21 protein-coding genes are annotated in these 23,948 nt (G+C 63.7%); 15 read left to right on the top strand and 6 right to left on the bottom strand.

Annotated features, from left to right (window positions below; all coding sequences use genetic code 11):
- The first annotated feature begins 2 nt into the window (after nt 1-2).
- From H163_RS0114890 to H163_RS0114880, 3 genes are all read left to right on the top strand, one after another.
- Nucleotides 3-1,037, top strand: coding sequence for an aspartate-semialdehyde dehydrogenase (locus H163_RS0114890; protein WP_019965398.1), 1,035 nt, complete (start codon nt 3-5; stop codon nt 1,035-1,037).
- Nucleotides 1,038-1,173: 136 nt separating this feature from the next.
- Nucleotides 1,174-1,887, top strand: coding sequence for a TenA family protein (locus H163_RS0114885; RefSeq protein ID WP_019965397.1), 714 nt, complete (start codon nt 1,174-1,176; stop codon nt 1,885-1,887).
- An 11-nt stretch (nt 1,888-1,898) separates the two neighbouring features.
- Entirely contained in the window at nt 1,899-2,792 is an 894-nt protein-coding gene (locus H163_RS0114880) for a DMT family transporter (RefSeq protein ID WP_019965396.1), read from the top strand.
- Between the two features lie 5 nt (nt 2,793-2,797).
- On the opposite strand, the gene H163_RS0114875 is transcribed toward H163_RS0114880, so the two are convergent.
- Nucleotides 2,798-4,804 carry a protein meaA gene (locus tag H163_RS0114875; RefSeq protein WP_174234538.1) on the bottom strand — a complete coding sequence of 669 codons (2,007 nt, stop codon included), beginning with the start codon at nt 4,802-4,804 and terminating at the stop codon, nt 2,798-2,800.
- 373 nt (nt 4,805-5,177) lie between these two features.
- Between H163_RS0114875 and H163_RS0114870 the strand changes: the two genes are divergently transcribed.
- The 5 genes from H163_RS0114870 (at nt 5,178) to ccrA (ending at nt 13,806) form a co-directional block, all read left to right on the top strand.
- Nucleotides 5,178-7,130: a methyl-accepting chemotaxis protein gene (locus H163_RS0114870; RefSeq protein WP_019965394.1), complete on the top strand. Its 1,953-nt coding sequence runs from the start codon at nt 5,178-5,180 to the stop codon at nt 7,128-7,130.
- 179 nt (nt 7,131-7,309) lie between these two features.
- A complete protein-coding gene (locus H163_RS0114865; RefSeq protein WP_026355886.1) occupies nt 7,310-7,741 on the top strand; it encodes a hypothetical protein in 432 nt (143 codons plus the stop codon).
- 152 nt (nt 7,742-7,893) lie between these two features.
- Nucleotides 7,894-10,437: a protein translocase subunit SecD gene (secD, locus tag H163_RS0114860; protein WP_026355885.1), complete on the top strand. Its 2,544-nt coding sequence runs from the start codon at nt 7,894-7,896 to the stop codon at nt 10,435-10,437.
- 101 nt (nt 10,438-10,538) lie between these two features.
- Entirely contained in the window at nt 10,539-12,254 is a 1,716-nt protein-coding gene (ybaL, locus tag H163_RS0114855) for a YbaL family putative K(+) efflux transporter (RefSeq protein ID WP_019965391.1), read from the top strand.
- 232 nt (nt 12,255-12,486) lie between these two features.
- On the top strand, nt 12,487-13,806 hold the full coding sequence (gene ccrA, locus H163_RS0114850) for a crotonyl-CoA carboxylase/reductase (RefSeq protein ID WP_019965390.1): 1,320 nt from the start codon (nt 12,487-12,489) through the stop codon (nt 13,804-13,806).
- Nucleotides 13,807-13,847: 41 nt separating this feature from the next.
- Here ccrA and H163_RS0114845 read toward each other — a convergent pair whose 3' ends face one another.
- Nucleotides 13,848-14,648, bottom strand: a complete 801-nt coding sequence (locus tag H163_RS0114845; protein WP_040679022.1) for a response regulator — start codon at nt 14,646-14,648, stop codon at nt 13,848-13,850.
- A 285-nt stretch (nt 14,649-14,933) separates the two neighbouring features.
- Here H163_RS0114845 and H163_RS0114840 point away from each other — a divergent pair, with 285 nt between their 5' ends.
- On the top strand, nt 14,934-15,479 hold the full coding sequence (locus tag H163_RS0114840; RefSeq protein WP_019965388.1) for a CAP domain-containing protein: 546 nt from the start codon (nt 14,934-14,936) through the stop codon (nt 15,477-15,479).
- Nucleotides 15,480-15,557: 78 nt separating this feature from the next.
- Here the strand turns inward: H163_RS0114840 and H163_RS22930 are convergent, their stop codons facing one another.
- Nucleotides 15,558-16,238 carry a carbonic anhydrase gene (locus tag H163_RS22930; protein ID WP_040678993.1) on the bottom strand — a complete coding sequence of 227 codons (681 nt, stop codon included), beginning with the start codon at nt 16,236-16,238 and terminating at the stop codon, nt 15,558-15,560.
- 209 nt (nt 16,239-16,447) lie between these two features.
- On the opposite strand from H163_RS22930, the gene H163_RS0114830 reads away from it, so the two are divergent.
- Nucleotides 16,448-17,500 carry a MaoC family dehydratase gene (locus H163_RS0114830; protein ID WP_019965386.1) on the top strand — a complete coding sequence of 351 codons (1,053 nt, stop codon included), beginning with the start codon at nt 16,448-16,450 and terminating at the stop codon, nt 17,498-17,500.
- A gap of 9 nt (nt 17,501-17,509) precedes the next feature.
- Here H163_RS0114830 and H163_RS0114825 read toward each other — a convergent pair whose 3' ends face one another.
- Complete coding sequence (locus tag H163_RS0114825; protein ID WP_019965385.1) at nt 17,510-18,451, bottom strand: site-specific tyrosine recombinase XerD; 942 nt, start codon at nt 18,449-18,451, stop codon at nt 17,510-17,512.
- Nucleotides 18,452-18,477: 26 nt separating this feature from the next.
- Nucleotides 18,478-18,621: a hypothetical protein gene (locus tag H163_RS24585; RefSeq protein ID WP_019965384.1), complete on the bottom strand. Its 144-nt coding sequence runs from the start codon at nt 18,619-18,621 to the stop codon at nt 18,478-18,480.
- A 144-nt stretch (nt 18,622-18,765) separates the two neighbouring features.
- On the opposite strand from H163_RS24585, the gene H163_RS0114815 reads away from it, so the two are divergent.
- Genes H163_RS0114815 through H163_RS0114805 form a run of 3 tightly spaced genes read left to right on the top strand, consistent with a single transcriptional unit; the run spans nt 18,766 to nt 21,849 of the window.
- Nucleotides 18,766-19,389: a shikimate kinase gene (locus tag H163_RS0114815; RefSeq protein ID WP_244296168.1), complete on the top strand. Its 624-nt coding sequence runs from the start codon at nt 18,766-18,768 to the stop codon at nt 19,387-19,389.
- The gene (aroB, locus tag H163_RS0114810) at nt 19,382-20,518 is read left to right on the top strand and encodes a 3-dehydroquinate synthase (RefSeq protein WP_019965382.1); all 1,137 of its coding nucleotides are present in this window, start codon (nt 19,382-19,384) and stop codon (nt 20,516-20,518) included. The genes H163_RS0114815 and aroB overlap by 8 nt, the downstream gene beginning before the upstream one ends.
- Entirely contained in the window at nt 20,515-21,849 is a 1,335-nt protein-coding gene (locus H163_RS0114805; protein ID WP_019965381.1) for an HlyC/CorC family transporter, read from the top strand. Before aroB ends, H163_RS0114805 begins: the two co-directional genes overlap by 4 nt.
- Nucleotides 21,850-21,852: 3 nt before the next feature.
- On the opposite strand, the gene H163_RS22925 is transcribed toward H163_RS0114805, so the two are convergent.
- A complete protein-coding gene (locus H163_RS22925) occupies nt 21,853-22,158 on the bottom strand; it encodes a BolA family protein (RefSeq protein ID WP_019965380.1) in 306 nt (101 codons plus the stop codon).
- 144 nt (nt 22,159-22,302) lie between these two features.
- Here H163_RS22925 and H163_RS0114795 point away from each other — a divergent pair, with 144 nt between their 5' ends.
- Both H163_RS0114795 and cobS read left to right on the top strand, forming a co-directional pair.
- Entirely contained in the window at nt 22,303-22,893 is a 591-nt protein-coding gene (locus H163_RS0114795; protein WP_019965379.1) for a J domain-containing protein, read from the top strand.
- Nucleotides 22,894-22,959: 66 nt separating this feature from the next.
- Nucleotides 22,960-23,946 carry a cobaltochelatase subunit CobS gene (gene cobS / locus H163_RS0114790; RefSeq protein WP_019965378.1) on the top strand — a complete coding sequence of 329 codons (987 nt, stop codon included), beginning with the start codon at nt 22,960-22,962 and terminating at the stop codon, nt 23,944-23,946.
- The last annotated feature ends 2 nt before the right edge of the window (nt 23,947-23,948 follow it).

Genomic DNA, 23,948 nt, shown 5'->3' with positions numbered 1-23,948 from the left:
TCATGGGCTACAAGATCGCCATTGTTGGTGCCACGGGCAATGTGGGCCGCGAAATGCTGGACATTCTGGCCGAGCGCGGCTTCCCGGCAGCTGAAGTCGTGCCGCTGGCCTCGCGCCGGTCGCAGGGCACCGAAGTCTCCTTCGGCGACAAGACGCTGAAGGTGCAGGCGCTGGAAAACTATGATTTCTCCGACACCGATATCTGCCTGATGTCCGCCGGCGGCAGCGTTGCCAAGGAATGGGCACCGAAGATCGGCGCACAGGGCTGCGTCGTCATCGATAACTCTTCCGCCTGGCGCTACGACGCGGAAGTGCCGCTGATCGTGCCGGAAGTGAATGCGGACGCAGTTGCCGGCTTCACCAAGAAGAACATCATCGCCAACCCGAACTGCTCCACCGCGCAGCTCGTCGTGGCGCTGAAGCCGCTGCATGACGCGGCCACCATCAAGCGCGTCGTCATCTCCACCTACCAGTCCGTTTCGGGCGCCGGCAAGGAGGCGATGGAAGAGCTGTTCAACCAGACCCGCGCCATCTTCGTGAATGATCCGGTCGAGAACCAGAAGTTCACCAAGCGCATCGCCTTCAACGTCATCCCGCACATCGACGTGTTCATGGAAGACGGCTACACGAAGGAAGAGTGGAAGGTTCTGGCCGAGACCAAGAAGATCCTCGATCCGAAGATCAAGGTCACCTGCACCGCCGTGCGCGTTCCGGTGTTCATCAGCCACTCGGAAAGCGTCAACATCGAGTTCGAGAAGCCGATCTCGGCCGATGAAGCGCGCGACATCCTGCGCGAGGCGCCGGGCTGCCTCGTCATCGACAAGCGCGAGGACGGCGGCTACATCACGCCTTACGAGACCGCCGGTGAAGACGCCACCTACATCTCGCGCATCCGCGAGGATGCCACGGTGGAGAACGGCCTCAACATCTGGGTCGTAGCCGACAACCTGCGCAAGGGTGCTGCCCTCAACGCCGTGCAGATCGCCGAGGTTCTGGTGAACCGCGGCCTGATCAAGCCGAAGAAGCAGGCCGCCTGATCCCGCAGCACTGAACAGATCCTGTCAGGAAAAGCCCCGGATTGAACATCCGGGGCTTTTCAGCTTTATGTTGCCGCCAAAGACAAACGCCGCACTCACCCCGCAGGGGCACACTGACGGCAAATGGAGGAAACGGATGACAGGCACTGAAGACGCCCGAGCCGCCGGGCAGGCCGGCACACGCTTTTCGGACCAGCTGGTGCAGGCAGCGGGGCAGAACTGGATTGCCGCCACGGAGCATCACTTCACTCATGCCATCGGCAGCGGCACCATGCCGCGCGAGGCCTATGTGCGCTATCTCATCGAGGACTACACCTTCATCACGGATCTGGCCTCCGTCATCGGCTATCTGGTGGCCAAGGCGCCGGACATGGAGGCCAAGCGGCCGTTTGCGGCGTTCCTGGCGCTGCTGACTTCAAATGAAAACGACTATTTCATCCGCTCCTTCGCCGCACTCGATGTGGCGCCGGAGGTCTATCTTGAGGCCGCACAGGGGCCTGTCACCCGCGCCTTCGCCAGCCTGCTGCTGGAGGCCGCCGAGGCGAGCTACGAGGAAGGGCTTGCCTGCCTGCTCTGCGCCGAATGGGTCTATCTGACCTGGGGCGAGCGTGAGGCCAGAAAGCCGCGCCCGGCCGAATTCTGGCTGGCCGAGTGGATCGATCTGCACGCCGGCCCCGGCTTCGAAGGCTTCGTCACCTTCCTGCGGGACGAGATGAACCGGACCGCCGCCCGCCTCACGGAAACTGAGAGAAACCGGGCCATGGAGCGATTTGTGCACATGTGCGCACTAGAGAAGTCCTTCTTCGACGCGGCCTGGAACGGCCCAGCAGGAGCGGCCCAACCGGCCTGACCCCCATCATCATGCCCATCTATGAAATCGCCGCGCTCGCGGCGGCGGCCCTCTGGGCTTACGGCGGCATCATCTCCGCCACACCGTCCTCCCATCTGGGTGCAATTGCCTTCAACCGGCTGCGCATGCTGATGGTCTTTGCCATGCTGGCCGCTGCGGTGACCGTTGGGCCCGGCTGGGGCTCGCTCGGCTATGAGCACATGGGCGCGCTGGTGCTCTCCGGCCTCATCGGCATCTTCATCGGCGATACGGCCCTGTTCCTGACGCTGAACCGCATGGGCCCGCGCCGCACCGCCATGCTGTTCTCGCTGAACGCACCCATGTCTGCCGTTCTGGGGTGGCTGGTGCTGGGCGAGGCGCTGAGCGGGCAGGTGCTGGCCGGTGTCATCATCTGCTTTGCCGGGGTGATGCTGTCCATCGCCTTCGGCAAGCGCCGGTCGCAGTTGCACACATGGGAAAGCATCAAGGGGCCTTTGTGGATCGGCCTTCTGCTCGGGCTGGCGGCCGCACTCTCCCAGTCCATCGGCTCGCTCATTGCCCGTCCGGTGATGGAAACGGGCGTAGATCCGGTTGTGGCCTCGGCCGTGCGCATCGGCATCGCCGCGCTTGGCCTTGTCTGCCTCGGCGCCCTGCCCTTTGCCTATCTTAAACCGGCGAACCCGCTCACGCTCAGGATTGCCGGCTGGACGGCCCTGTCCGGCTTCATCGGCATGGGCGTGGGCATGACGCTGGTGCTGTTTGCGCTGTCCGGCGGCAAGGTGGGCATCATTTCCACCCTGTCGGCCACGACGCCTGCGCTTCAGCTGCCGCTCCTGTGGTGGCGCACCGGCGAAATGCCCGCCCCCGGCGCCTGGATCGGCGCCGGGCTGGTCGTGTTCGGCTGCGGGCTGATGTTCGGGGTGTAGCCGCTTCAGGCCGCCCGCTCTCCCTGCTCGCCGGCAATGCGCACCACATCGGCCATGATGCCGGTGAGCTGGAAGTCCTTCGGCGTATAGACGGCAGCAACGCCCATGGCCTTCAGCGTCCGGGCATCCTCGTCCGGAATGATGCCGCCAACGACGACGGGAACGTCAGCAATGCCTGCCGCCCGGAGCCGCTCCAGCACATCGCGCACCAGCGCCAGATGGGAGCCGGAGAGGATCGACAGGCCAATGACATGCACGCTCTCCTCCAGCGCCGCATTGACGATCTGCGCCGGAGTAAGGCGGATGCCCTCGTAAACCACTTCCATGCCGCAGTCGCGGGCGCGCACGGCAATCTGCTCCGCGCCATTGGAATGGCCATCAAGGCCCGGCTTGCCGACAAGGAACTTCAACCTGCGGCCCAGCTTGCGCGAGACGGCTTCCACGCTTTCGCGCACCGCCGCCACATCGCCTGCATCATCCCGTGCGGCACGGCCAACGCCGGTGGGGGCGCGGTACTCGCCGAAGACCTCGCGCAGCGCTGCGCCCCACTCACCGGTGGTGACACCCGCCTTTGCCGCAGCAATCGAAGGCTCCATGATGTTGCGCCCTTCGCGCGCCGCCGCCTTCAGCTCCGCAATCGCGGCCTCCGCAGCGGCCCCGTCACGGGCGGAACGCCAGGCCTTGATGCGCTCGATGGCTTCATCTTCCACATGCGCCGAAACGGTCAGGATACCGCCATCTTCCCCGGCCGCCAGCGGCGAAGGCTCGCTTTCGGTCCACCGGTTGACGCCGACGACGATCTGCTCGCCGCTCTCGATGCCTGCAAGGCGGCGGCTGTTCGCCTCCACCAGTTGCTGCTTCATGTAGCTGGTTTCGACGGCAGCGACTGCCCCGCCCATGGCATCGATCCGCGCAAGCTCCGCCCGCGCTTCGGCCTTCAGCTCTTCCACCCTGGCGGTGATGACGGAGGAGCCATCAAAAATATCGTCATAATCGAGCAGGTCCGTCTCATAGGCGAGGATCTGCTGCATGCGCAGCGACCATTGCTGATCGAAAGGCCGGGGCAGGCCCAGCGCCTCGTTCCAGGCAGGAAGCTGCACGGCGCGGGCACGGGCGTCCTTCGACAGCACCACCGCCAGCATCTCGATCAGAATGCGGTAGACATTATTCTCCGGCTGCGGCTCGGTCAGCCCCAGCGAGTTGACCTGCACCCCATAGCGGAAGCGGCGGTAGCGCGGATCGGCGATGCCGTAGCGGTCGCGGCAGATCTCGTCCCAGAGTTCGGTGAAGGCGCGCATCTTGCACATCTCGGTGATGAAGCGCATGCCTGCATTGACGAAAAAGGAAATGCGGCCCACCGCCTGCGGAAACTCCGCCTCCGGAATGGCCCCGCTCGCCTTCATGCCATCCAGAATGGCGATGGCCGTCGCCAGCGCGAAGGACAACTCCTGCACCGGCGTCGCCCCCGCTTCCTGCAGATGGTAGGAGCAGACATTCATCGGATTCCACTTCGGCATCTCGCTGTAGGTCCAGGCGATCACATCCGTGGTCAGCCGCAGCGAGGGCGCGGGCGGGAAGACATAGGTGCCGCGCGAGAGATATTCCTTGATGATGTCGTTCTGGGTGGTGCCGGCCAGCCGCTTGCGGTCCGCCCCCTGCTCATCGGCTGCAGCCACGTAAAGCGCCAGCAGCCAGGGGGCGGTGGCGTTGATCGTCATGGACGTATTCATCCGCTCCAGCGGAATGTCCTGAAACAGGGTGCGCATGTCGCCCAGATGCGCCACCGGCACGCCCACCTTGCCAACCTCGCCGCGCGACAGCAGGTCATCCGGATCATAGCCGGTCTGCGTCGGCAGATCGAATGCGATGGAAAGACCCGTCTGACCCTTGGCCAGATTGGCGCGGTAGAGCCTGTTGGAATCGGCCGCCGTGGAATGGCCCGCATAGGTGCGGAAGATCCAGGGCTCATCCCGCCTCCGGCCACCCTCGCCCATCATCCTGTCATCACTCATGCGGACACCCTCCACCCGGCTCTGCAAGCCGTCATCCATCCCGGCACGATAAGGCCTGAACGGCAGCGGATAAATTCGCCAAAAGTCGCCCTGTTGCGGCGCAATATAATTTCACCAAATGAAATAATTTTCATAAGAAAAATACCGTACCCATCAAATTTGCCGTTACGTCAAATAATAGAAAATTAACACGCAATTACCTCTAGTATATTCAGGTTGAAATCAGGAAGTCAGTCACATGAGATTGTCATTAATCCTTAGGGCCGTTGTCGGAACACTTGCTGCGACGGCATGTCTGATCACAGGATGGATAAGTATTGAATCGAACTCGAGGCTTCAGAAATATAGCCTTGCCAACGCCCGCGTTAAGACGATGCAGGCCCTGTCTGACATCCCCGCGAATGCGAACGCGGAGCGGGGCCTGATCACTCTTCTTCTGGATTCCGAAACTGCGGCCGAACGCTCGCGCGAGGCCGACATCACCAAGAGCCGCCAGCCGACGGACGCAGCCTTTACGAAGGCACTGGACGCAGCAGCAGAGCTTGCCGCGCTCGAGCCGGCAAGTGCCGCCGCCGCAGACATCGTGAAGAAGAGCCAGGCTGACTGGCTTCAGATGCGGGCCGCGAACGACCGTCTGGTCTATTCCTCCCCGCTGGAGCAGCGCCGCAAAGCCTCGCAGGAGACCTTCTCGGCCTCTGCGAACATGAACAGGACGATCCTCGACACCATTGACCGCGAGATGGAAATTCTCGCCGAAGTCGATGGCGTTGCACTCGATTACAGCAAGCTGGCCCGCACCGTCTGGCAGCTGCGTGATACGGGCGGCCGTCAGGCCGGCATGATGCAGGGCTTCGTCGTGGGCGGAAAGGCGCTCACCCCGGAACAGCTTGAGACCTTCACCCGCCTCGATGGCGAAGTCCGGCAGATCTGGAGCGAGATCATCAAGGAGGCAGACAAGCCCGGCGCAAATCCGGCCGTGAAGGCTGCGATTGCGGGGGCCAAGGCCAACTATGTGGATGCCTTCGCTTCCCTGAAGGCGGATGTGCAGCCAGGCTTTGCCACGGGCCAGTTCAGCATCGACGGCAACGCCTACCGCCAGCGCGGTGTCGCGCTGTGGCCCGCCGTTCTGGCTGTCCGCGACGCTGCCTTCGAAGCAGCCCTGCAACGCATCGAAACCCTGCGGGCGGAGGCTGCCAGCAGCCTTTATTCAACGCTGGCCCTGATGGCCTTCGTGCTGCTGACCGCAGCTGCTGCCTTCTGGATCATTGCGGCCAAGGTCATCCGCCCGATGAATGCCATGACCGGCGCCATGAGCCAGATTGCCCATGGCAACCTCGACATTCCGATCCCCAGCTCCGGGCGTGACGACGAGATCGGCGAAATGGCCAAGGCCGTGACCGTCTTCCGCGACAATGCCATCCAGATCCGCAGCGCGGAGCAGGAAAAGGAAGAGATGAAAGCCCGGGCCGAAGCCATGCGGCGCCAGGAGCTCGACGCACTGGCCTCCGGCTTTGAAGCCGATGTCATGGGCGTGGCTCAGGCGCTGGCAGAGGCCGCCCTCAATCTGGAGCGCAATGCCGGGCAGATGGGCACTCAGGCCGAGCGCACCTCCAGCCGCGCCGGAGCCGTGGCCGCTGCGTCCGAACAGGCTTCAGCCAACGTGCGCACCGTAGCCGCCGCGACTGAGGAAATGTCGAACTCGACCCGCGAGATCAGCCGTCAGGTGCAGGTATCTGCCGAGATCACCGTCAAGGCCAACACCGAGGCAGCACGCGCCGGAAACATGGCCGAGGGTCTGGCTCAGGCGGCCCAGAAGATTGGCGAGATCGTGAACCTCATCAACCAGATCGCCTCCCAGACCAACCTTCTCGCCCTCAACGCCACCATCGAGGCAGCCCGTGCAGGAGAAGCCGGGCGTGGCTTCGCCGTTGTGGCGACGGAAGTGAAGGACCTTGCAGCCCAGACGGCCAAGGCCACGGAAGAAATCGCCTCGCTGGTTTCCGACGTGCAGTCGGGCACCTCGAATGTGGTGGGCGCCATTCAGGGCATACGCTCGGTCGTGGGCGAAATTTCCGACATTGCCGGCATGATCTCCGGCTCCATCGACGAGCAGTACAAGGCCACCACCGAAATCCTGCACAATGTCGAGGAAGCGGCGACCGGCACCGTGGAAGTCTCCCGCAACATCACCGACGTGAACGAGGCCGCAGAACTGACCGGCCACATCGCCCGCGACGTGGTGAGTGCGTCCAACGGCATCTCCGGCCAGGCCGAAGAGCTGAAGGGCAAGGTGGAGGGCTTCGTCCGCCGCGTCCGCGCCGGCTGAAACCCGCTGCCACCGCCGCAAGACAAGGACAGCCCCCGCGCGGGGCTGTCTTCATGTGAGGGCACCGGCAAAATACCGGTTTTCCGGCCGCAATGGCTGGCAAAGGGCAGCACGAGCCCCTATGTTGGGCCCATCGGCCGGGTGAATGTCCCGGAATGGCGGCCCGCTCCGGACATGGCATGACACCGGCACACAGCAGACAGGATGTAAAAGACAGGACCGCAGGCGCATCCCGCCTCGCGCCGGTTCTGTTCAAATTCCTGCTGCTGACTTTTCTGGCCGCCCTGCAATGGACGGCCCTGCCGGAGCAAATCTCCCGGCCGGATCTGCAAAGGGCCGAGGCCGGGCTTGCCAGCGCCGGACAGGCCGCGCAAGCGGCCCAGCGCGCCAGAGACGCCTGGCGCAATGCCACGGCAGAATGGCGCAAGTCCGGGCCGGACCGTCACCTCTCCCCGCCTCCGCAAGGGTCTGATCCGGCTGGCCTAGCCCCCTCAGGCACAGAGAACCTTCCGCAGGCCGGACGGCTGGCACAGGCAGCGGTTTCCCCTGCCCTGCCCGCACTGGCACTGCCGCGCGATTTTGATGCCCGCGCACCTCCGGCTGCGGCCTGACGGACTTGAGCATCTTCAAGGCGTGATGCGTCAGCATCTCAGCGCCTTGGCACGATGCCCATTTTGACCTGAGTTCCCCTGTTTTCCTCCACGGCTGACGCTTGCGCAGGACTGGTTCCGCGCGGGCGTGCCGTTCCATGGATCATCACACCATGCGCAAATCACGCTGGGTGCTTGCAGCCTATCTGGCTGTCATCATCTTCGGGCTGCTGGCGGCATTGCCCAATTTCCTGTCCCCCTCACAACTGGCCAGCCTGCCCGGCTGGCTGCCGAAACAGCCCGTCACCCTGGGCCTCGATCTTCGCGGCGGATCGCATCTCGTTCTGGAAACGGACACGAAGGCCCTGCTGAAGGACCGGATCGACGATCTGCAGCGGCAGGCCCGTCAGAGCCTGACCAGCGCCGGCATTGCCACAACGTCCCTGCGCGCCGGGGACGGCACCGTCACCATCGCCCTCAAGGATGATGGGCAGACGGACGCCGCCGTGGAAGCGCTGCGCCCGCTGATCAACGCCGCTGGCGGACTGATGCCCGGCATGGCCGGAGCGCCGGACATGACCATCACCCGCACCAGCCCCGGCACGCTGGAGATGAAGCTGACGGAAGAAGGCATCCGCGACCGCATCAGTGCGGCCGTGGCCCAGAGCCTCGAGATCATCCGCATGCGCATCGATCAGGCCGGTGTCGCCGAGCCCGTGATCCAGCGGGCGGGCGGGGACCGCATCATGGTGCAATTGCCCGGCGTGCAGGACCCGGCCCGCATCCGCGAGCTTCTCGGCAGCACCGCCAAGCTCTCCTTCCACATGCTGGCCGATGCCGCACCGGGCGCACGCCTGCCAGCCGGCGTCAGCCTGCTCCCCGCCGTCAAAGGCGGCACGCAATATCCGGTCGAAAACCGTGCCGCCCTGTCCGGCGAGCGGCTGGCCGATGCAAGGGCAGGCTTTGATCCGCAGACCCGCGCCCCGCTGGTGCTGTTCCGCTTTGACAGCAGCGGCGCACGGCAGTTTGCCGAAATCACGAAGACCAACACCGGCAAGCCCTTCGCCATCGTGCTGGATGGCAAGGTCTTGAGCGCACCGGTCATCCAGCAGCCGATCACCGGCGGCTCGGGCCAGATCAGCGGCAACTTCACCATTGCGGAAGCTGCTGACCTTGCCGCCCTGCTGCGTGCAGGCGCCCTGCCTGCCCCGCTCACCGTCATCGAGGAGCGGACCGTCGGTGCGGATCTGGGGGCCGATGCCATTGCAAGGGGCGTTGAAACCGGCATCGCCGGCTTCGGCCTGGTGTTTGCCTTCATGATGGTGCTCTACGGCCGCTGGGGCCTTGTCGCCAATTTCGCACTGGCGCTGAACGTGCTGCTGACGCTGGGCGCCCTCAGCCTGATGGGCGCGACGCTGACGCTGCCCGGCATAGCGGGCATCGTGCTCGGCATCGGCCTTGCAGTGGATGCCAACGTGCTGATCAACGAGCGCATCCGCGAGGAAACACGCAAGGGGCTCAGTGCCCATGCGGCGCTCGATGCCGGCTTCAGGCGCGCCTATGCGACGATTGTGGATTCCAACGTCACGGCACTGATTGCCACGGTCCTGCTGTTCTGGTTCGGCACCGGCCCGGTGCGCGGCTTTGCCGTCACCATGGGCCTCGGCATTGCGATTTCCATGTTCACCGCCGTGTCGATCGTCCGGGTCATCATGACGGCCAGCGTGCGCAGGTGGCGGTTGAAGAAGCTGGTCATCGAACCGCCCTTCGGCTTCCGCCTGATCCCCGACGGCACCAGCATTCGCTTCATGCGCGGGCGCTTCATCGGCATCGGCATGTCCATCTTCCTGTCGCTTGCCTCGGTGGCCCTGCTGATCAAGCCGGGCCTCAACCTCGGCGTGGACTTCCGGGGTGGCATCCAGATGGAGGTGACAACGCAAGGGCCCGCCGATCTTGCCAGCCTGCGCAGCGGACTGGGCGGGCTGGGCCTTGGCGAAATCGCCCTGCAGCAATTCGGCGATCCCACCCACGTTCTGCTGCGGGCCGAGCGTCAGCCGGGCAGCGAGGAAGCGCAGACGGCAGCCGTCAACACCATCCGCAGCAGCCTTGGGCAGATCGCCCCCGGTTCTCAGATCGAGCGTACGGAAGTGGTGGGGCCGAAGGTGAGTGGCGAACTGGCGGCAGCCGGCATCCTTGCCGTCATTCTGGCAAGCCTTGCCATGCTGCTCTACATCTGGGCCCGTTTCGAATGGCCATTTGCGGTCGGCGCCATCGCCACACTGGTGCTGGACGTGACCAAGACGGCGGGCTTCTTCGCGCTCACCGGCATCGACTTCAACCTCACGGCCATTGCCGCGCTGCTGACGCTCGTCGGCTACTCGGTCAATGACAAGGTGGTGGTCTATGACCGGATGCGCGAGAACATGCGCCTCTACAAGCAGATGCCGCTGCGGGAGATGATCGACAAATCGATCAACGAAACCCTCGGCCGCAGCCTCTACACCTCGATCACCGCCTTCCTGGCCATGCTGCCCATGGCCATCTGGGGCGGCAGCGCGGTGGAGAGCTTCGCCGTGCCGATGGTGTTCGGCATCGTGGTGGCAGCCAGTTCATCGGTGTTCATCGCCGCACCGATCCTGCTGTTCCTCGGTGACTGGCGCAAACGCCGCCAGAAAAAGGCGGAAACACCGGCTGCCGAACCGGCGGCGCAAGCCTGAGCCTATAAAAACAACCTGCCCCGCCGCTTTTTGCCGGCGGGGCACTTGCACCGCACGGACGAACTCAATCAAAAAGAAAGTTCCAGAAGGATAACAGCCATATGCCCCATGACACGCCGCTGATTGCCACCATCGTTGCCGGACTTGGCATCGCATTCATTCTGGGGGCAATTGCGAACCGGCTGAAGCTGCCGCCTCTGGCGGGCTACCTGATCGCGGGCGTGCTGGTGGGTCCGCACACCCCGGGGTTCGTGGCCGACCAGAATCTCGCGCCCGAACTTGCAGAGATCGGCGTCATCCTGCTGATGTTCGGCGTCGGGCTGCATTTCTCGCTGAAGGACCTTTTGTCGGTGCGGGCGATTGCCGTGCCGGGCGCATTGGTGCAGATCCTCGCCGCGACGCTGATGGGGGCAGGCCTTGCCTGGATGATGGACTGGCCGCTGCGCTCCGGGCTCGTCTTCGGCCTTGCCCTGTCTGTCGCCAGCACCGTGGTGCTGCTGCGCGCCCTGCAGGAGCGCCGCCTCGTTGCGACGGAACAAGGGCGCATCGCGGTCGGCTGGCTGATCGTCGAAGATCTGGCCATGGTGCTGGCGCTTGTCATCCTGCCCGCGATTGCCAGCGTCATCGGCGGGGAAAGTACCATCGCGCCCGATCCGCTGGCCGCCCGTTTTGGCCTTGGCATCTGGGGCGTCCTGGGTCTGACGCTGGTCAAGGTTGCGGCCTTTGTGGCGCTGATGCTGATCATCGGGCGGCGGGTGATCCCCTGGATCCTGCATTACATTGCCCACACCGGCTCGCGCGAACTGTTCCGCCTTGCGGTGCTGTCCATCGCCCTGGGCGTCGCCTTTGGCGCGGCCAAGCTTTTCGGCGTGTCGCTGGCCCTGGGGGCCTTCTTCGCCGGCATGATCCTGAGCGAATCCCAGCTCAGCCACCGGGCCGCCGAGGAATCCCTGCCCCTGCGCGATGCCTTCGCCGTGCTGTTCTTCGTCTCGGTCGGCATGCTGTTCGACCCGGCCAGCATCATCGAGGAGCCGCTGCCCGTCATGGCAACGGTCTTCATCATCGTCGCCGGCAAGTCCGTTGCGGCCTTTGTCATTGTCCGGCTCTTCGGGCATTCGCGGGAGACCGCGCTGACCATTGCCGCGAGTCTTGCCCAGATCGGCGAGTTCTCCTTCATTCTCGCCGAGCTTGGAGGCAAGCTGAACCTGTTGCCGGATCAGGGGCGAGATCTCATTCTTGCCGGTGCCATCCTGTCCATCCTGCTCAACCCGCTGTTCTTCGCCGCAATCGACTGGCTGAAGCCCAGGACGGAAGCACAGGAGGAAGGTGCTGCCGCTGCACCGGCGGCCCAACCTGCGGAAAAGCAGGCGAAGACGCCGGTCGTGCAGGCCACCAGCCAGACCGGGCATACCATTCTCGTCGGCTTCGGCCGGGTCGGCAGCCTCACCGGGCGGGAGCTGCAGGCTGCAGGCGAACCACTGCTGGTGATCGAGGATGCGGACAAGTCCCTGACCGCGCTGAAGGAAGCCGGCATCGAGGTGATCGTTGGCAATGGCGCGCGTCAGGACGTGCTGCAGGCGGCCAACATCGCAGAAGCCCGGCGGCTGATCATTGCCATTCCCAACGCTTTCGAGGCCGGGCAGATCGTCCTTCAGGCCAAGGCCGCCAATCCGGAGATCGAGATCATCGCCCGCGCGCATTTCGATGCGGAGGTGGACCATCTCGCAGGCCTTGGTGTGGGCACCATCATCATGGGCGAGCATGAGATTGCCCGTGCCATCGTGGAGAAGGTGACCGGAACGCGTCCGCTTACCTGATCCCGCCCTGCGCACCCGGCGCCCTGACCTTCTGTGCACCGCAAAACGGGGCAAGCTGACGCAACGCAAGTTAAGCAATAGTCGTATAGATCAAACGCCATTTTAGACGGATAGTTGCGCGATAGCGGGTCTTTCGCACCCAACCGCTGCTGCGCTGCAATAGTCCTGCGCCGCAGGGAGGCGTGCAAGAGCCGGGGCTGGCAGTTTCATGCCGGAGTGGAGGAGGACACCCATGGCGACCGTGGCACAGGCAGCATCGCAGGCCGCATCCGAGGCAAATGACAATCTGACGAAGGGGGACACACCCTTGAAGGATCTTTACGAAATCGGCGAAATCCCGCCCCTCGGCCATGTGCCGGAGAAGATGTATGCCTGGGCAATCCGGCAGGACCGGCACGGCCCGCCGGAAGAGGCCATGAAGCTGGAAGTGGTGCCGACCTGGACGCTCGACAGCCACGAGGTTCTGGTTCTCGTGATGGCGGCGGGCGTCAATTACAACGGCATCTGGGCCGCGCTTGGCGAGCCCATCTCCGTTTTCGGCAGCCACAAGAGCGCCTATCATATCGCCGGCTCCGATGCCTCGGGCATTGTCTGGGCCGTCGGCTCCAAGGTGAAGCGCTGGAAGGTGGGCGACGAAGTCGTCATCCATTGCAATCAGGATGACGGCGACGACGAGGAGTGCAATGGCGGCGACCCGATGTTCTCGCCCACCCAGCGGATCTGGGGTTACGAGACGCCGGATGGCTCCTTCGCCCAGTTCGCCCGCGTCCAGTCGCAGCAGCTGATGCCGCGCCCCAGGCACCTGACCTGGGAAGAGGCGGCCTGCTACACGCTGACGCTGGCGACTGCCTACCGCATGCTGTTCGGCCATGCACCGCACCAGCTGCGGCCGGGCCAGAATGTGCTGGTCTGGGGCGCCTCGGGCGGCCTGGGCGTCTTCGGCGTGCAGCTGGCTGCCGCTGCCGGGGCCAATGCCATCGGCGTCATCTCGGACGAGGACAAGCGCGACTATGTCATGTCGCTGGGTGCCAAGGGCGTGATCAACCGCAAGGATTTCAACTGCTGGGGCCAGCTGCCCAAGGTCAATTCGCCCGAGTTCAACACCTGGACGCAGGAAGCGCGCAAGTTCGGCAAGGCCATCTGGGACATCACCGGCAAGGGCAATGACGTGGACATGGTGTTCGAGCATCCGGGCGAGCAGACCTTCCCGGTCTCGGCTCTGGTGGTCAAGCGCGGCGGCATGGTGGTTTTCTGCGCGGGCACGACAGGCTTCAACATCACTTTCGATGCCCGTTACGTCTGGATGCGGCAGAAGCGCATTCAGGGCTCGCATTTCGCCCACCTGAAGCAGGCGTCCGAAGCGAACAAGTTCGTCATCGACCGGCGTATTGATCCCTGCATGTCGGAAGTCTTCGGCTGGGACCAGATCCCGAAGGCCCACACCAAGATGTGGAAGAACCAGCATGCGCCGGGCAACATGGCCGTTCTGGTCAATTCGCCAGTGCCGGGTCTGCGGACCTTTGAAGATGTGCTGGAGGCGGGCAAGCGCTGAAGGGGCTTGTCAGTGAGCGGGCGGCCCTCAGGCGGCCCGCATCACGTCATGGCGAACATGCGTACCTGTTTGGAGAAGCGCGAATGGCGCAGGCCGAAGAGGTGGTGCAGGATGCTGTCCACGTCCGCCGGATAGAAGGGCTTGCGCAGGAAAGCACGGGCCCGCACCTTCTCGGCGGCTGAATCCAGCGTGTCGTTGTATTCGGTCGACATCAGGATCACATCCGAGCCGCGCGCCACGCTCGACAACCGCTCGGCCAGTTCCAGACCCGTCATGTTCGGCATGTTGAAATCGGTGAAGATCACCCGGTAGGGCTTTTCGCTGACCAGCTTGATGGCAGCCGCACCGTCCCCGGCTTCGACGATGTTCAGCTTGAAGATCGACCGCTCCAGCACCTTGCGCACGATCTTGCGTACCGTGGTCGAGTCGTCGACGATCAGAACGTCAAAGGGCGTGCTGATGGCCTGAAAGACATCGAGGATATGCTTGACCTGAGCAGCGGTAAAAGGCTTGGCCAGAAAGTCGTAGGCACCGAAGTTCTTGAGCTTGGACTCTGCCGCCTCATCCAGACCGTCGGACATTGAAACGGCGAAAGTCTTGGAGCCCATCACCTGAATGGCCGCCATGACTTCAACGCCGTTGAGCTGCGGCATGTTGATGTCAAGGAAGGCAATCTGGAATGCGTTCTTGCTCAGAAGGTCAACGGCTTCCTTTCCGTCTGCCGCTGCAGTGATCGAAACGTCATACCCCGAATACTGCAGCGCACGCTCGATGAATTTGCGCACCGTTGCGCTGTCATCGGCAACAAGTACCTTGATTGGTTCTTCAGCTGGCGATCCCAAGTAGCTGCCCCGCAATTGCCTTGAGTTGTCTTTTTCCGGCCGCTCATTCCGGGTGGCGGTCTTGGCGGCAATATGAAACATGATTTGCTTAATTTTCCAGAAGCATCCAGCGGAAAACCCGTTCTTTGGCGAGGCTGATTGGAAAAAATTACAGGTATGCAACCAGAAATATATTAAGTGTTGAGCATTCCACGCGCCGTCTATCGCCCGGCGCCGGAATTCCGGCCTAATGTGCGCATACGATTCGGCGGGTTGCGGGGCGACCGGACAAGAGGCGGCGAAGACATGCATTTTGATGAGGAAGCCATTGCTTCCAGGCGCGAGATCCTGACAGGTTCCATGATGCTGGGCGGCGCGCTGCTGCTGGCTGGCTGCCAGAGCAAGACACCGGCTGACGTCCCGCCCTATTACCGGGATCTGGCACGTGTGAACGCCGTTATCGATCAGGCGACGGCCCAGCAGATGATTTCCCAGTACCGGGAAAACAACGGACGCGGCCGCGTTGTCGCGGACCCGGTCCTGATTTCCCTTGCCCAGCAGCAGGCAAGGGTCATCGCGGCAGCGGATGATATCCGCGCCTCGCTCTACCCGCAGAACCAGCTGAAGAACCGGCTGGATGCCATCGGCGAGAGCAAGTCCTATGGCGTCGAGAACGTCAGCGCCGGTTACCGCACGCTGGCTGAGGCCTTCTCCGGCTGGCGCGAATCGCCCACCCATAACAAGGTGATGCTGGATGAGCGCGTGACCCGCATGGGCATTGCCACCGCATACAGCCCCTCCTCCAAGTACAAGGTATTCTGGAGCCTCGTACTGGTTTCGCCCAGGGGCTGACCTCAGGACGGTGCAAAGACAGAAGGGCAGGCGGCGGCTTCTCCACCCCTGCCCCTTCCCGTTCTTTTTCCAGCCGCCTCAGCCTTGTGCGGCTTCAATTATCTCGTAGCCGGCGCATGTCTCGAACCGCTCGGTTTCCGGGTCCATCACCCGCAACTCTCCGCTGCCGATATCGAACCAGGCGCCGTGAACCTTGAGAGAACCGCTGGTGCAGGCCTGATCGATGAAAGGGAAGGTGCGCAGGTTCTTCAACGACTGGCGCACACCGGCATATTCCATCGCCAGCTGCGGATCATCCAGCCGGTCCACCGGCATGCAGGCCATGGCGATAGCAGCAGGCTCCAGCAGCTTGATCCAGCGGCCGATGAATTCGCCCGTCGCCAGCGGCGCATTGGCGTTCTGACGGAAGGCCTGCACACCGCCGCACTTGGCATGGCCCATGATGACGATATGCTTCACCTTGAGAACGCGCACGGCATATTCCAGCGCGGCACTGGTGCCGTGCTGGCCTTCGGTCTGCTCAAATGGCGGCACCAGATTGGCAACGTTGCGCACCACGAAAAGCTCACCGGGACCTGCATGGAACACACCTTCCGGCGCGACGCGGCTGTCGCAGCAGGAAATGACCAGCACCTCGGGCTTCTGGCCATAAATCGCCAGCTTTTCCTGCTGCTCGCGGAAGCGGACATAGCCCTTCTGGAGATAGCGGCCATAACCGTCGATCAGGTCCTGCGGAAACTCGTTTGCCATGTCAGTCATGCTCCTTGCCATCCGGCAGGCCCCAGTATGCGGCGCGGAAGGCGGTTATAAAGGCAGGGGACGCTGCCGCCAACCCCGCGCCTGCCCTCCCCCGCGCCTGTCCTGCCCTGCGCCAGCTTGTCCCAAAGCCTTCAACCAAGGTTCCCCTTGCCCCGGAGCCGGGCAGCGGTCTTAATCATCTGCAGATGCAACGATTTGGGAGGCGGGACGTGAGCAAGACCAGCGCGGGCAATTTCTTCGAGGACTTCCGGATCGGCCAGGTGATCCGGCATGCAACCCCGCGCACGGTGACCGCCGGTGACGTGGCGCTCTACACCGCCATCTACGGCCCGCGTTTTGCGGTGCAAAGTTCGAATGCCTTTGCGCAGGAACTGGGCTATCCGGCCGCGCCCATCGACGACCTGCTGACATTCCACATTGTCTTCGGCAAGACGGTGCCGGACATTTCCCTCAATGCCGTGGCCAACCTCGGCTATGCGGGCGGGCGCTTCCTTGCCCCCGTCTATCCCGGCGACACCCTGTCTGCCGTGTCGGAAGTGATCGGCCTCAAGGAAAACTCCAACGGCAAGACCGGCGTCGTCTATGTCCGCTCCACCGGCTACAAATCCGATGGCACCGAGGTTCTGGATTACGTGCGCTGGGTCATGGTCAACAAGCGGGACCCCGGCAATCCGGCGCCTGCGCCCGTTGTCCCGACCCTGCCCGAGAGCATTGCGCCGGATGCTCTTGGCGATGCAGTGCCGCTGCTCGACACGGCCAATTGGGACAGTGATCTGGCCGGCAGCCGCTTCCGCTTTGGGGACTATGTGCCCGGCGAACGCATCGACCACGTGGACGGCATGACGGTGGAAGAGGCCGAGCACCAGCTCGCCACCCGGCTTTACCAGAACACGGCCAAGGTGCATTTCAACCAGCACACCGAAGGCAAGGGCCGGTTCGGCAAGCGGCTGATCTATGGCGGCCACGTGATTTCACTGGCCCGCGCCCTTTCCTTCAACGGACTGGGCGCCGCCTTCCACATCGCCGCCATCAATGCCGGGCGCCACGTAGCTCCGCTGTTTGCAGGCGATACGGTCTATGCCTGGTCGGAAGTCATCGATGCGGCAGCGATCGACGGCCGCGAGGATGTGGGCGCGCTGCGCCTGCGGCTCGTCGCCACCAGAAACACCCCTTGCGCGGACTTCCCCTATGCCACGGCAGATGGCGTCTATGCGGACAATGTGGTGCTGGACTTCGACTATTGGGCCTTGATGCCGAAGTGACTCGAAACCCTACCGCTTCGCCAGCGGATGATGGGCTTCGACGAGGGCCTGCAGGCGCTCGTCGAGGACGTGGGTGTAGATCTGCGTTGTGGAAATATCCGCATGGCCCAGCAGCTGCTGCACCACGCGCAGGTCCGCACCGTTCTGCAGGAGATGCGAAGCGAAGGCATGGCGCAGCACGTGGGGCGAGACCTTCTGCACATCAAGACCGATAGAGGCGGCCAGCGCCTTCAGGTCGCGGGCAAAAGCCTGCCGGGTGAAATGGCCGCTTTCACCATAGGAGGGAAACAGCCAGGGGCTGGCAATGAAGGCGCCTGCCCCTGTGCGCAGGGCCACATAATCCTTCATCGCCGTCTGCGCCCTTGAGCTCAGCGGCACGAGCCGTTCCTTGCCGCCCTTGCCCTTGATTTCGATGAGCCGCGCATCGCGCAGCGCCGCCTTCACCGGCAGGGCCACCAGTTCGGACACACGCAGGCCCGTGGCATAAAGCACTTCGAGCAGCGTGTAGAGCCGGGCTGCCCTGAGGCGGCGGCTGGCGGCAGTCTGCGCATCCTCATCGTCCCCTGCCTGTACCGTATCTGCAGAGCTGCGCGCGGCCTCGATCAGCCGGTCCACCTCGTCTTCGGAGAGAACCTTGGGCAGGGACTGGCGGCGCTTCGGCGCCCCTTGCGTGCGGGTCGGATCGTCCGTGCGCATGCCTTCGGCATACAGAAACTTGAAATACTGGCGCAGGGCAGAAAGCCGCCGCGCCTGCGAGGACGGCGCAAAGCCGCGCCCTGCCAGATCGCCGAGATAGGCGGAGATATCGTCCTGGCCCGCCGACTGCGGCGCGGTGGAGCCCAGAAAGTCTGAAAAATCCTCCAGATCGCGCCGGTAGCTTTCCAGCGTGTTGAGCGCCGCACCCCGCTCGGCTGCGATCATTTCCAGAAAGGCTTCGATGCTGCTGTTCATGCTGGCTGCACCCTTGTGGCCGCCCGTCAGCGGGCAAAGCCATCCTTCTGCACCCGCACGGTGATCTCCCGCTCGCTCGGATGGACAAAATTCGCCAGTGAAAAGACGATGCCATAGCCCGTTGCCCCCAGAAGGGCCAGAACCAGGATCAGGCGGGTCAAGGTCGGCACGGCAAAATTCCCGGAGAAACAGCAAGGAGAATCGGCAGTCTGCGCAGCTTTCTTTGTGCGGCAGACACGAGCCCCGAGCAAGCCGCTTGTTTTTTGCCGGAATATGTTAAAAGGCGCTTCATGAACCGTTCAGGGAGGGCCAAGGTGAACGCAGCCGCATCGGGCACACAGGTGAAGGACGCACGTGCGGCCCGGATCGTCACCGCCCTTGGAAACCGCTCAATCGTGCTTGTCGGCATCATGGGCTGCGGCAAATCCAGCGTCGGGCGCCGCCTTGCCCAACGCCTGGGCCTTGATTTCGTTGATGCCGATACCGAGATCGAAACGGCAGCCAACATGACGATCTCCGAAATTTTCGCCCTGCACGGCGAGCCGGAATTCCGCCGCGGCGAGGAAAAGGTGATCGCCCGCCTGCTGCAGCAGGGTCCGCAGGTGCTTGCCACCGGTGGCGGCGCCTTCATGAGCGAGGCGACCCGCAACGCGATCAAGGCCCATGGCCTGTCCGTGTGGCTGCGCGCCGACCTTGCCACCGTGATGGTGAGGGTCCGCAAGCGCCCGACGCGGCCGCTGCTGCAAAATGCCGATCCGGAAGGCACCATGCGCCAGCTTCTGGAAAAGCGCGAGCCCGTCTATGCCCTCGCCGACAGCACCGTCTGGTCCCGGGAAGTGCCGCATGAAGTGGTGATGGAAGACGTGATTTCGGCTGTCGAAAGCCATCTGAACCTGCGCACAGGCGGGACGAACAGCGAAGAGGGCCAAAATGGCTGACAGACTTGAGACTGCGGCAGAGCCGGTAACCGTGCCGGTGAACCTGGGCGAGCGCTCCTACGGCATCGTCATCGGCCGCGATGTGCTGACGAGCGCCGGTGCGCGCATTGCAGCCCTCATGCCAGGCGCAAGGCTCGCCGTCATCACCGACGAAACCGTCGCCCGCACCCATCTGCCTGCCCTGTCGGCCAGCCTGAAGACTGCCGGGCTGAAGCACACGGTCATCACCGTGCCGCCGGGCGAGCAGACCAAATGCTATGCCCAGTTCGAGCGCCTGTGCGACGAGGTTCTGGCCGCGCGGCTGGAGCGCGGCGACGCGGTTCTCGCCTTTGGCGGCGGCGTCGTGGGGGATCTGGCAGGTTTCGTTTCGGCTTCCGTGCGCCGGGGCATGACCTTCATCCAGATGCCGACCACTCTGCTGTCCCAGGTGGATTCCTCCGTCGGCGGCAAGACGGGCATCAACTCCCGCCATGGCAAGAACCTGATCGGCGCCTTCCACCAGCCGGCCCTTGTGCTGGCGGATACGGCCATTCTCGACACGCTTTCGGACCGCGAATTCCGTGCCGGCTATGCCGAAGTGGTGAAATACGGCCTTCTGGGCGACGCGGACTTCTTCGAATGGCTCGACCTCAACTGGAAAGGCATCTTCGACGGCACCTCCGCCCGTGAGGAAGCGGTGGCGCGCTCCTGCGCAGCCAAGGCAGCCGTTGTCGGCGCCGACGAGCGGGAAAGCGGCCAGCGGGCGCTGCTGAACCTTGGCCATACCTTCGGCCATGCGCTGGAATCAGCGGTCGAATATGACGGCACCCGGCTCGTCCACGGCGAAGGCGTGTCCATCGGCATGATGCTGGCACATGAATTCTCCGCCCGCCTCGGCCTGCTGCCGCAAGCGGATGTGGAGCGGGTCGAAGCCCACCTGGTCAAGGTGGGCCTGCCCGTCCGCATGCATCAGATCCCCGGCCAGCTGCCACCGGCCGAAACCCTCCTTGACAGCATCGCTCAGGACAAGAAGGTCAGCCGCGGCGCGCTCACCTTCATCCTGACCCGGGGCATCGGACAGGCCTTCGTGGAAAAGGGCGTAGACACGGCCGCCGTGCTTGAATTCCTGAAGGAGAAACTAACCCGATGAACGACACCACCCTCTGGTTCACCGGCGGCGCGATCCTGTGCCTGCTCGTTCTGTCCGGCTTTTTCTCCGGCTCCGAAACGGCTCTGACGGCTGCCTCCCGCGCCCGCATTCACCAGATGGAAAAGGCGGGCGACAGCCGCGCTGGCATCGTTGGCAAGCTGATCGCCGCACGGGAACGCCTCATCGGCGCCCTGCTGCTGGGCAACAACATCGTCAACATTCTGGCGTCGTCGCTCGCCACAAGCCTGTTCCTCAGCCTTTTCGGCGAGGCGGGTGTGGCGCTGGCGACACTGGTGATGACCGTGCTCGTGGTCGTGCTGTCCGAGGTGATGCCCAAGACCTGGGCCATCTCCAACCCGGACCGTTTCGCTCTGGCCGTAGCCCGGCCGGTGCGGATCATCGTTGCCATCTTCGGCCCGGTCGTCATGGGCATCGAAGTCATCGTCCGGCTGCTGATGCGGGCCATCGGCATCCGGGTGGATGACAATGCCTCGATCCTCTCCGCTCATGAGGAACTGCGTGGTGCCGTGGACCTGCAGCACCTGGAGGGCGGGCTGGTGAAGGCCGACCGCGACCGGCTGGGCGGCCTTCTCGACCTTGCCGAGCTGGAAGTCTCCGACGTCATGGTCCACCGCACGAGCATGATGGCCCTGAATGTCGACGAGGATGTATCCAAGATCGTCGATGCGGCACTGGCCGCGCCCTACACCCGCATGCCGCTGTGGCGCGGAGAGAGCGACAACTTCGTCGGCGTGCTGCATGCCAAGGATCTGCTGCGCGCCCTGAAAGCTGCCGACGGCGATTTCTCCAAAATGGACGTGATGAAAATCGCCACGCCGCCCTGGTTCGTGCCGGACACAACAAGCCTGCAGGACCAGCTCAACGCCTTCCTGAAGCGGAAATCCCACTTCGCCTTCGTTATCGACGAGTATGGCGAGGTGATGGGTATCGTCACGCTGGAAGACATCATCGAGGAAATCGTCGGAGAAATTGCCGATGAGCACGATGTCGAGCTGAGCGGCGTGCGCCCGCAGGCGGACGGTTCTGTCATCGTCGACGGCTCGGTGCCGATCCGCGACCTCAACCGCGCCAACGACTGGGCCCTGCCCGATGACGAGGCGACAACCATCGCCGGGCTTGTCATCCATGAAGCGCGGATGATCCCGGAAGAGCGCCAGATCTTCACCTTCCACGGCTTCCGCTTCACGGTGCTGCGGCGGGAAAAGAACCGCATCACCCGTCTGCGCGTCATGCCGCTGTCAGCCAAGGACCAGCGCCCCGCGCCGCAGAAGCGGGAAGCGCAGCCCTCCTCCGACAGCGGAACACGCTAGACGTCAGCCGGCCGGCTGGCTGACCTGACGGGCGCGCGGGTCCGGTTCATCCGGCGTGCGCGCCTCGATGGCGAGCGCATGCAGCCCTTCGGCGAAGAACTCCGCAGCCGCATCGTTTATGGCGCGGTGACGGGCCACGCGGCTCATCCCGAAGAAAGCCTCGGCCACGATACGGATGCGGAAATGGGTCTCTCCGCCCTCCCGCCATCCGCCGTGCCCCTTGTGCCGGTCCGATTCGTCCAGAACCTCCAGCGCAGCGGGGGAAAAGATCGAAGTCAGCCTTTCGGCCATGCGGGTCTTGATACTCATGGCATCCCGTGTGAGTTATGGGCTTCATGCCCTGTGGCACCGGCACCACGTGCCGGACCGCAAGGCCTGTCCCGATACTCATTCCTCCCCTTTATTGTCCGGGTCAACCTTGTTCCGGGCACAAGCCCTGTCCATAATCGCCGCATGAAACTGGATTCCAAAATCTTCGACCGCATACGCGTGAAGCCGGACAGGGACCGGCTCGAAGAGGACACCTATCCCACTTGCCAGTTCCCGGGGTGCAACCGCCCCGGAACCCACCGCGCGCCGCAAGGCCGCGACAGGGAAGGCATGTTCTTCAATTTCTGCGTCGACCATGTGCGCGAGTACAACAAGTCCTACAATTATTTCTCCGGCATGAGCGACGATGCGGTGCGCGCCTATCAGAAGGATTCGCTCACCGGCCACCGTCCCACGTGGAAAATGGGCGTCAACCGGCAGGCGGCGGACGGACCGGACGGGTTCGATCCGAGGGCCACGGGCCGCCAGCGCGCCCATGCGCGGCAAAATGCCGAACATGTGTCGCGCGCAAGAAAGCTACTGGCCCTTGAAAAGCGGTCCTTTGATGTGCTCAATCTTCCCGGAGAGGCACGCGGAGACGAAATCAAGGCGCGCTACAAGGAATTGGTGAAGTTGCATCATCCGGATGCCAATGGCGGGGATCGTTCTTCCGAGGACCGCCTGCGGGAAATCATTCAGGCCTACAACGTCCTGAAGAAAGCCGGTTTCTGTTAGCCCGCCATTCCGCGGGCATCCCCCCAACGACCCTGACCCCGGCCCGGCCGTGGCAGCGGAGGACCGATGACTGATACGAAGACTGTGGCTGACAACAAGCCTGACACCGAAATCTCCGTCGAGGAAGTCTTCGGCTTCCAGAGCAGCCTGCGCGTGCCGGCCTACAAGACGGCCAACGAATATGTGCCGGAAGCTGATCCGGACTACCTGTTCGACCGCGTGACAACCCTTGCGATCCTCGCCGGCTTTGCCCGCAACCGCCGCGTGATGGTGACCGGCTACCACGGCACCGGCAAGTCGACCCACATCGAGCAGGTCGCTGCCCGCCTCAACTGGCCTTGCGTGCGCGTCAACCTCGACAGCCACATCAGCCGTATCGACCTCATCGGCAAGGACGCCATCGTGCTGCGTGACGGCAAGCAGGTGACCGAATTCCGCGATGGCATCCTGCCCTGGGCCTACCAGAACAACGTCGCCCTCGTGTTCGACGAATATGACGCCGGCCGCCCGGACGTGATGTTCGTGATCCAGCGCGTGCTGGAATCCTCCGGCCGCCTGACGCTGCTCGACCAGAACCGCGTCCTGCGCCCGCACCCCTATTTCCGCCTCTTCGCCACTGCCAACACCATCGGCCTTGGCGATACCTCCGGCCTCTACCACGGCACGCAGCAGCTCAATCAGGCACAGATGGACCGCTGGTCCATCGTGACGACCCTGAACTATCTGCCGCATGACAACGAGGTGGAGATCGTTCTGGCCAAGGCCAAGCACTTCCAGGGCGCGGAAGGCCGCAACACCGTGTCGCGCATGGTCCGCCTTGCCGACATGACCCGCAGCGCCTTCGTCAACGGCGACCTGTCCACCGTGATGAGCCCGCGTACGGTCATCACCTGGGCCGAGAACTGCGAGATCTTCGGCGACGTCGGCTTCTCCTTCCGCCTGACCTTCCTCAACAAGTGCGACGAGACCGAGCGCACGCTGGTGAGCGAGTTCTATCAGCGCTGCTTCGGCGAAGAGCTGCCGGAATCCTCCATCAACATGGTCATGAGCTGAGG

Source organism: Pannonibacter phragmitetus DSM 14782, assembly GCF_000382365.1.
In the GTDB taxonomy this organism is placed as follows: Bacteria; Pseudomonadota; Alphaproteobacteria; order Rhizobiales; family Stappiaceae; genus Pannonibacter; species Pannonibacter phragmitetus.
Note: the sequence above shows the minus strand (reverse complement) of the source record. Positions and strands in the feature narration are given on the sequence as shown.

Bases quoted from the DNA above. Each gene is read 5' to 3' on its own strand.
- ybaL (WP_019965391.1), top strand. From the start codon at position 10,539: ATGCCCCATGACACGCCGCTGATTGCCACCATCGTTGCCGGACTTGGC.
- secD (WP_026355885.1), top strand. From the start codon at position 7,894: ATGCGCAAATCACGCTGGGTGCTTGCAGCCTATCTGGCTGTCATCATC.
- H163_RS22930 (WP_040678993.1), bottom strand. From the start codon at position 16,238: ATGACTGACATGGCAAACGAGTTTCCGCAGGACCTGATCGACGGTTAT.
- cobS (WP_019965378.1), top strand. From the start codon at position 22,960: ATGACTGATACGAAGACTGTGGCTGACAACAAGCCTGACACCGAAATC.
- H163_RS0114885 (WP_019965397.1), top strand. From the start codon at position 1,174: ATGACAGGCACTGAAGACGCCCGAGCCGCCGGGCAGGCCGGCACACGC.
- H163_RS0114875 (WP_174234538.1), bottom strand. From the start codon at position 4,804: ATGAGTGATGACAGGATGATGGGCGAGGGTGGCCGGAGGCGGGATGAG.
- H163_RS0114865 (WP_026355886.1), top strand. From the start codon at position 7,310: ATGACACCGGCACACAGCAGACAGGATGTAAAAGACAGGACCGCAGGC.
- H163_RS0114870 (WP_019965394.1), top strand. From the start codon at position 5,178: ATGCAGGCCCTGTCTGACATCCCCGCGAATGCGAACGCGGAGCGGGGC.
- H163_RS0114890 (WP_019965398.1), top strand. From the start codon at position 3: ATGGGCTACAAGATCGCCATTGTTGGTGCCACGGGCAATGTGGGCCGC.
- H163_RS22925 (WP_019965380.1), bottom strand. From the start codon at position 22,158: ATGAGTATCAAGACCCGCATGGCCGAAAGGCTGACTTCGATCTTTTCC.
- H163_RS0114805 (WP_019965381.1), top strand. From the start codon at position 20,515: ATGAACGACACCACCCTCTGGTTCACCGGCGGCGCGATCCTGTGCCTG.
- ccrA (WP_019965390.1), top strand. From the start codon at position 12,487: ATGGCGACCGTGGCACAGGCAGCATCGCAGGCCGCATCCGAGGCAAAT.
- H163_RS0114825 (WP_019965385.1), bottom strand. From the start codon at position 18,451: ATGAACAGCAGCATCGAAGCCTTTCTGGAAATGATCGCAGCCGAGCGG.
- H163_RS0114840 (WP_019965388.1), top strand. From the start codon at position 14,934: ATGCATTTTGATGAGGAAGCCATTGCTTCCAGGCGCGAGATCCTGACA.
- aroB (WP_019965382.1), top strand. From the start codon at position 19,382: ATGGCTGACAGACTTGAGACTGCGGCAGAGCCGGTAACCGTGCCGGTG.
- H163_RS0114880 (WP_019965396.1), top strand. From the start codon at position 1,899: ATGCCCATCTATGAAATCGCCGCGCTCGCGGCGGCGGCCCTCTGGGCT.
- H163_RS0114795 (WP_019965379.1), top strand. From the start codon at position 22,303: ATGAAACTGGATTCCAAAATCTTCGACCGCATACGCGTGAAGCCGGAC.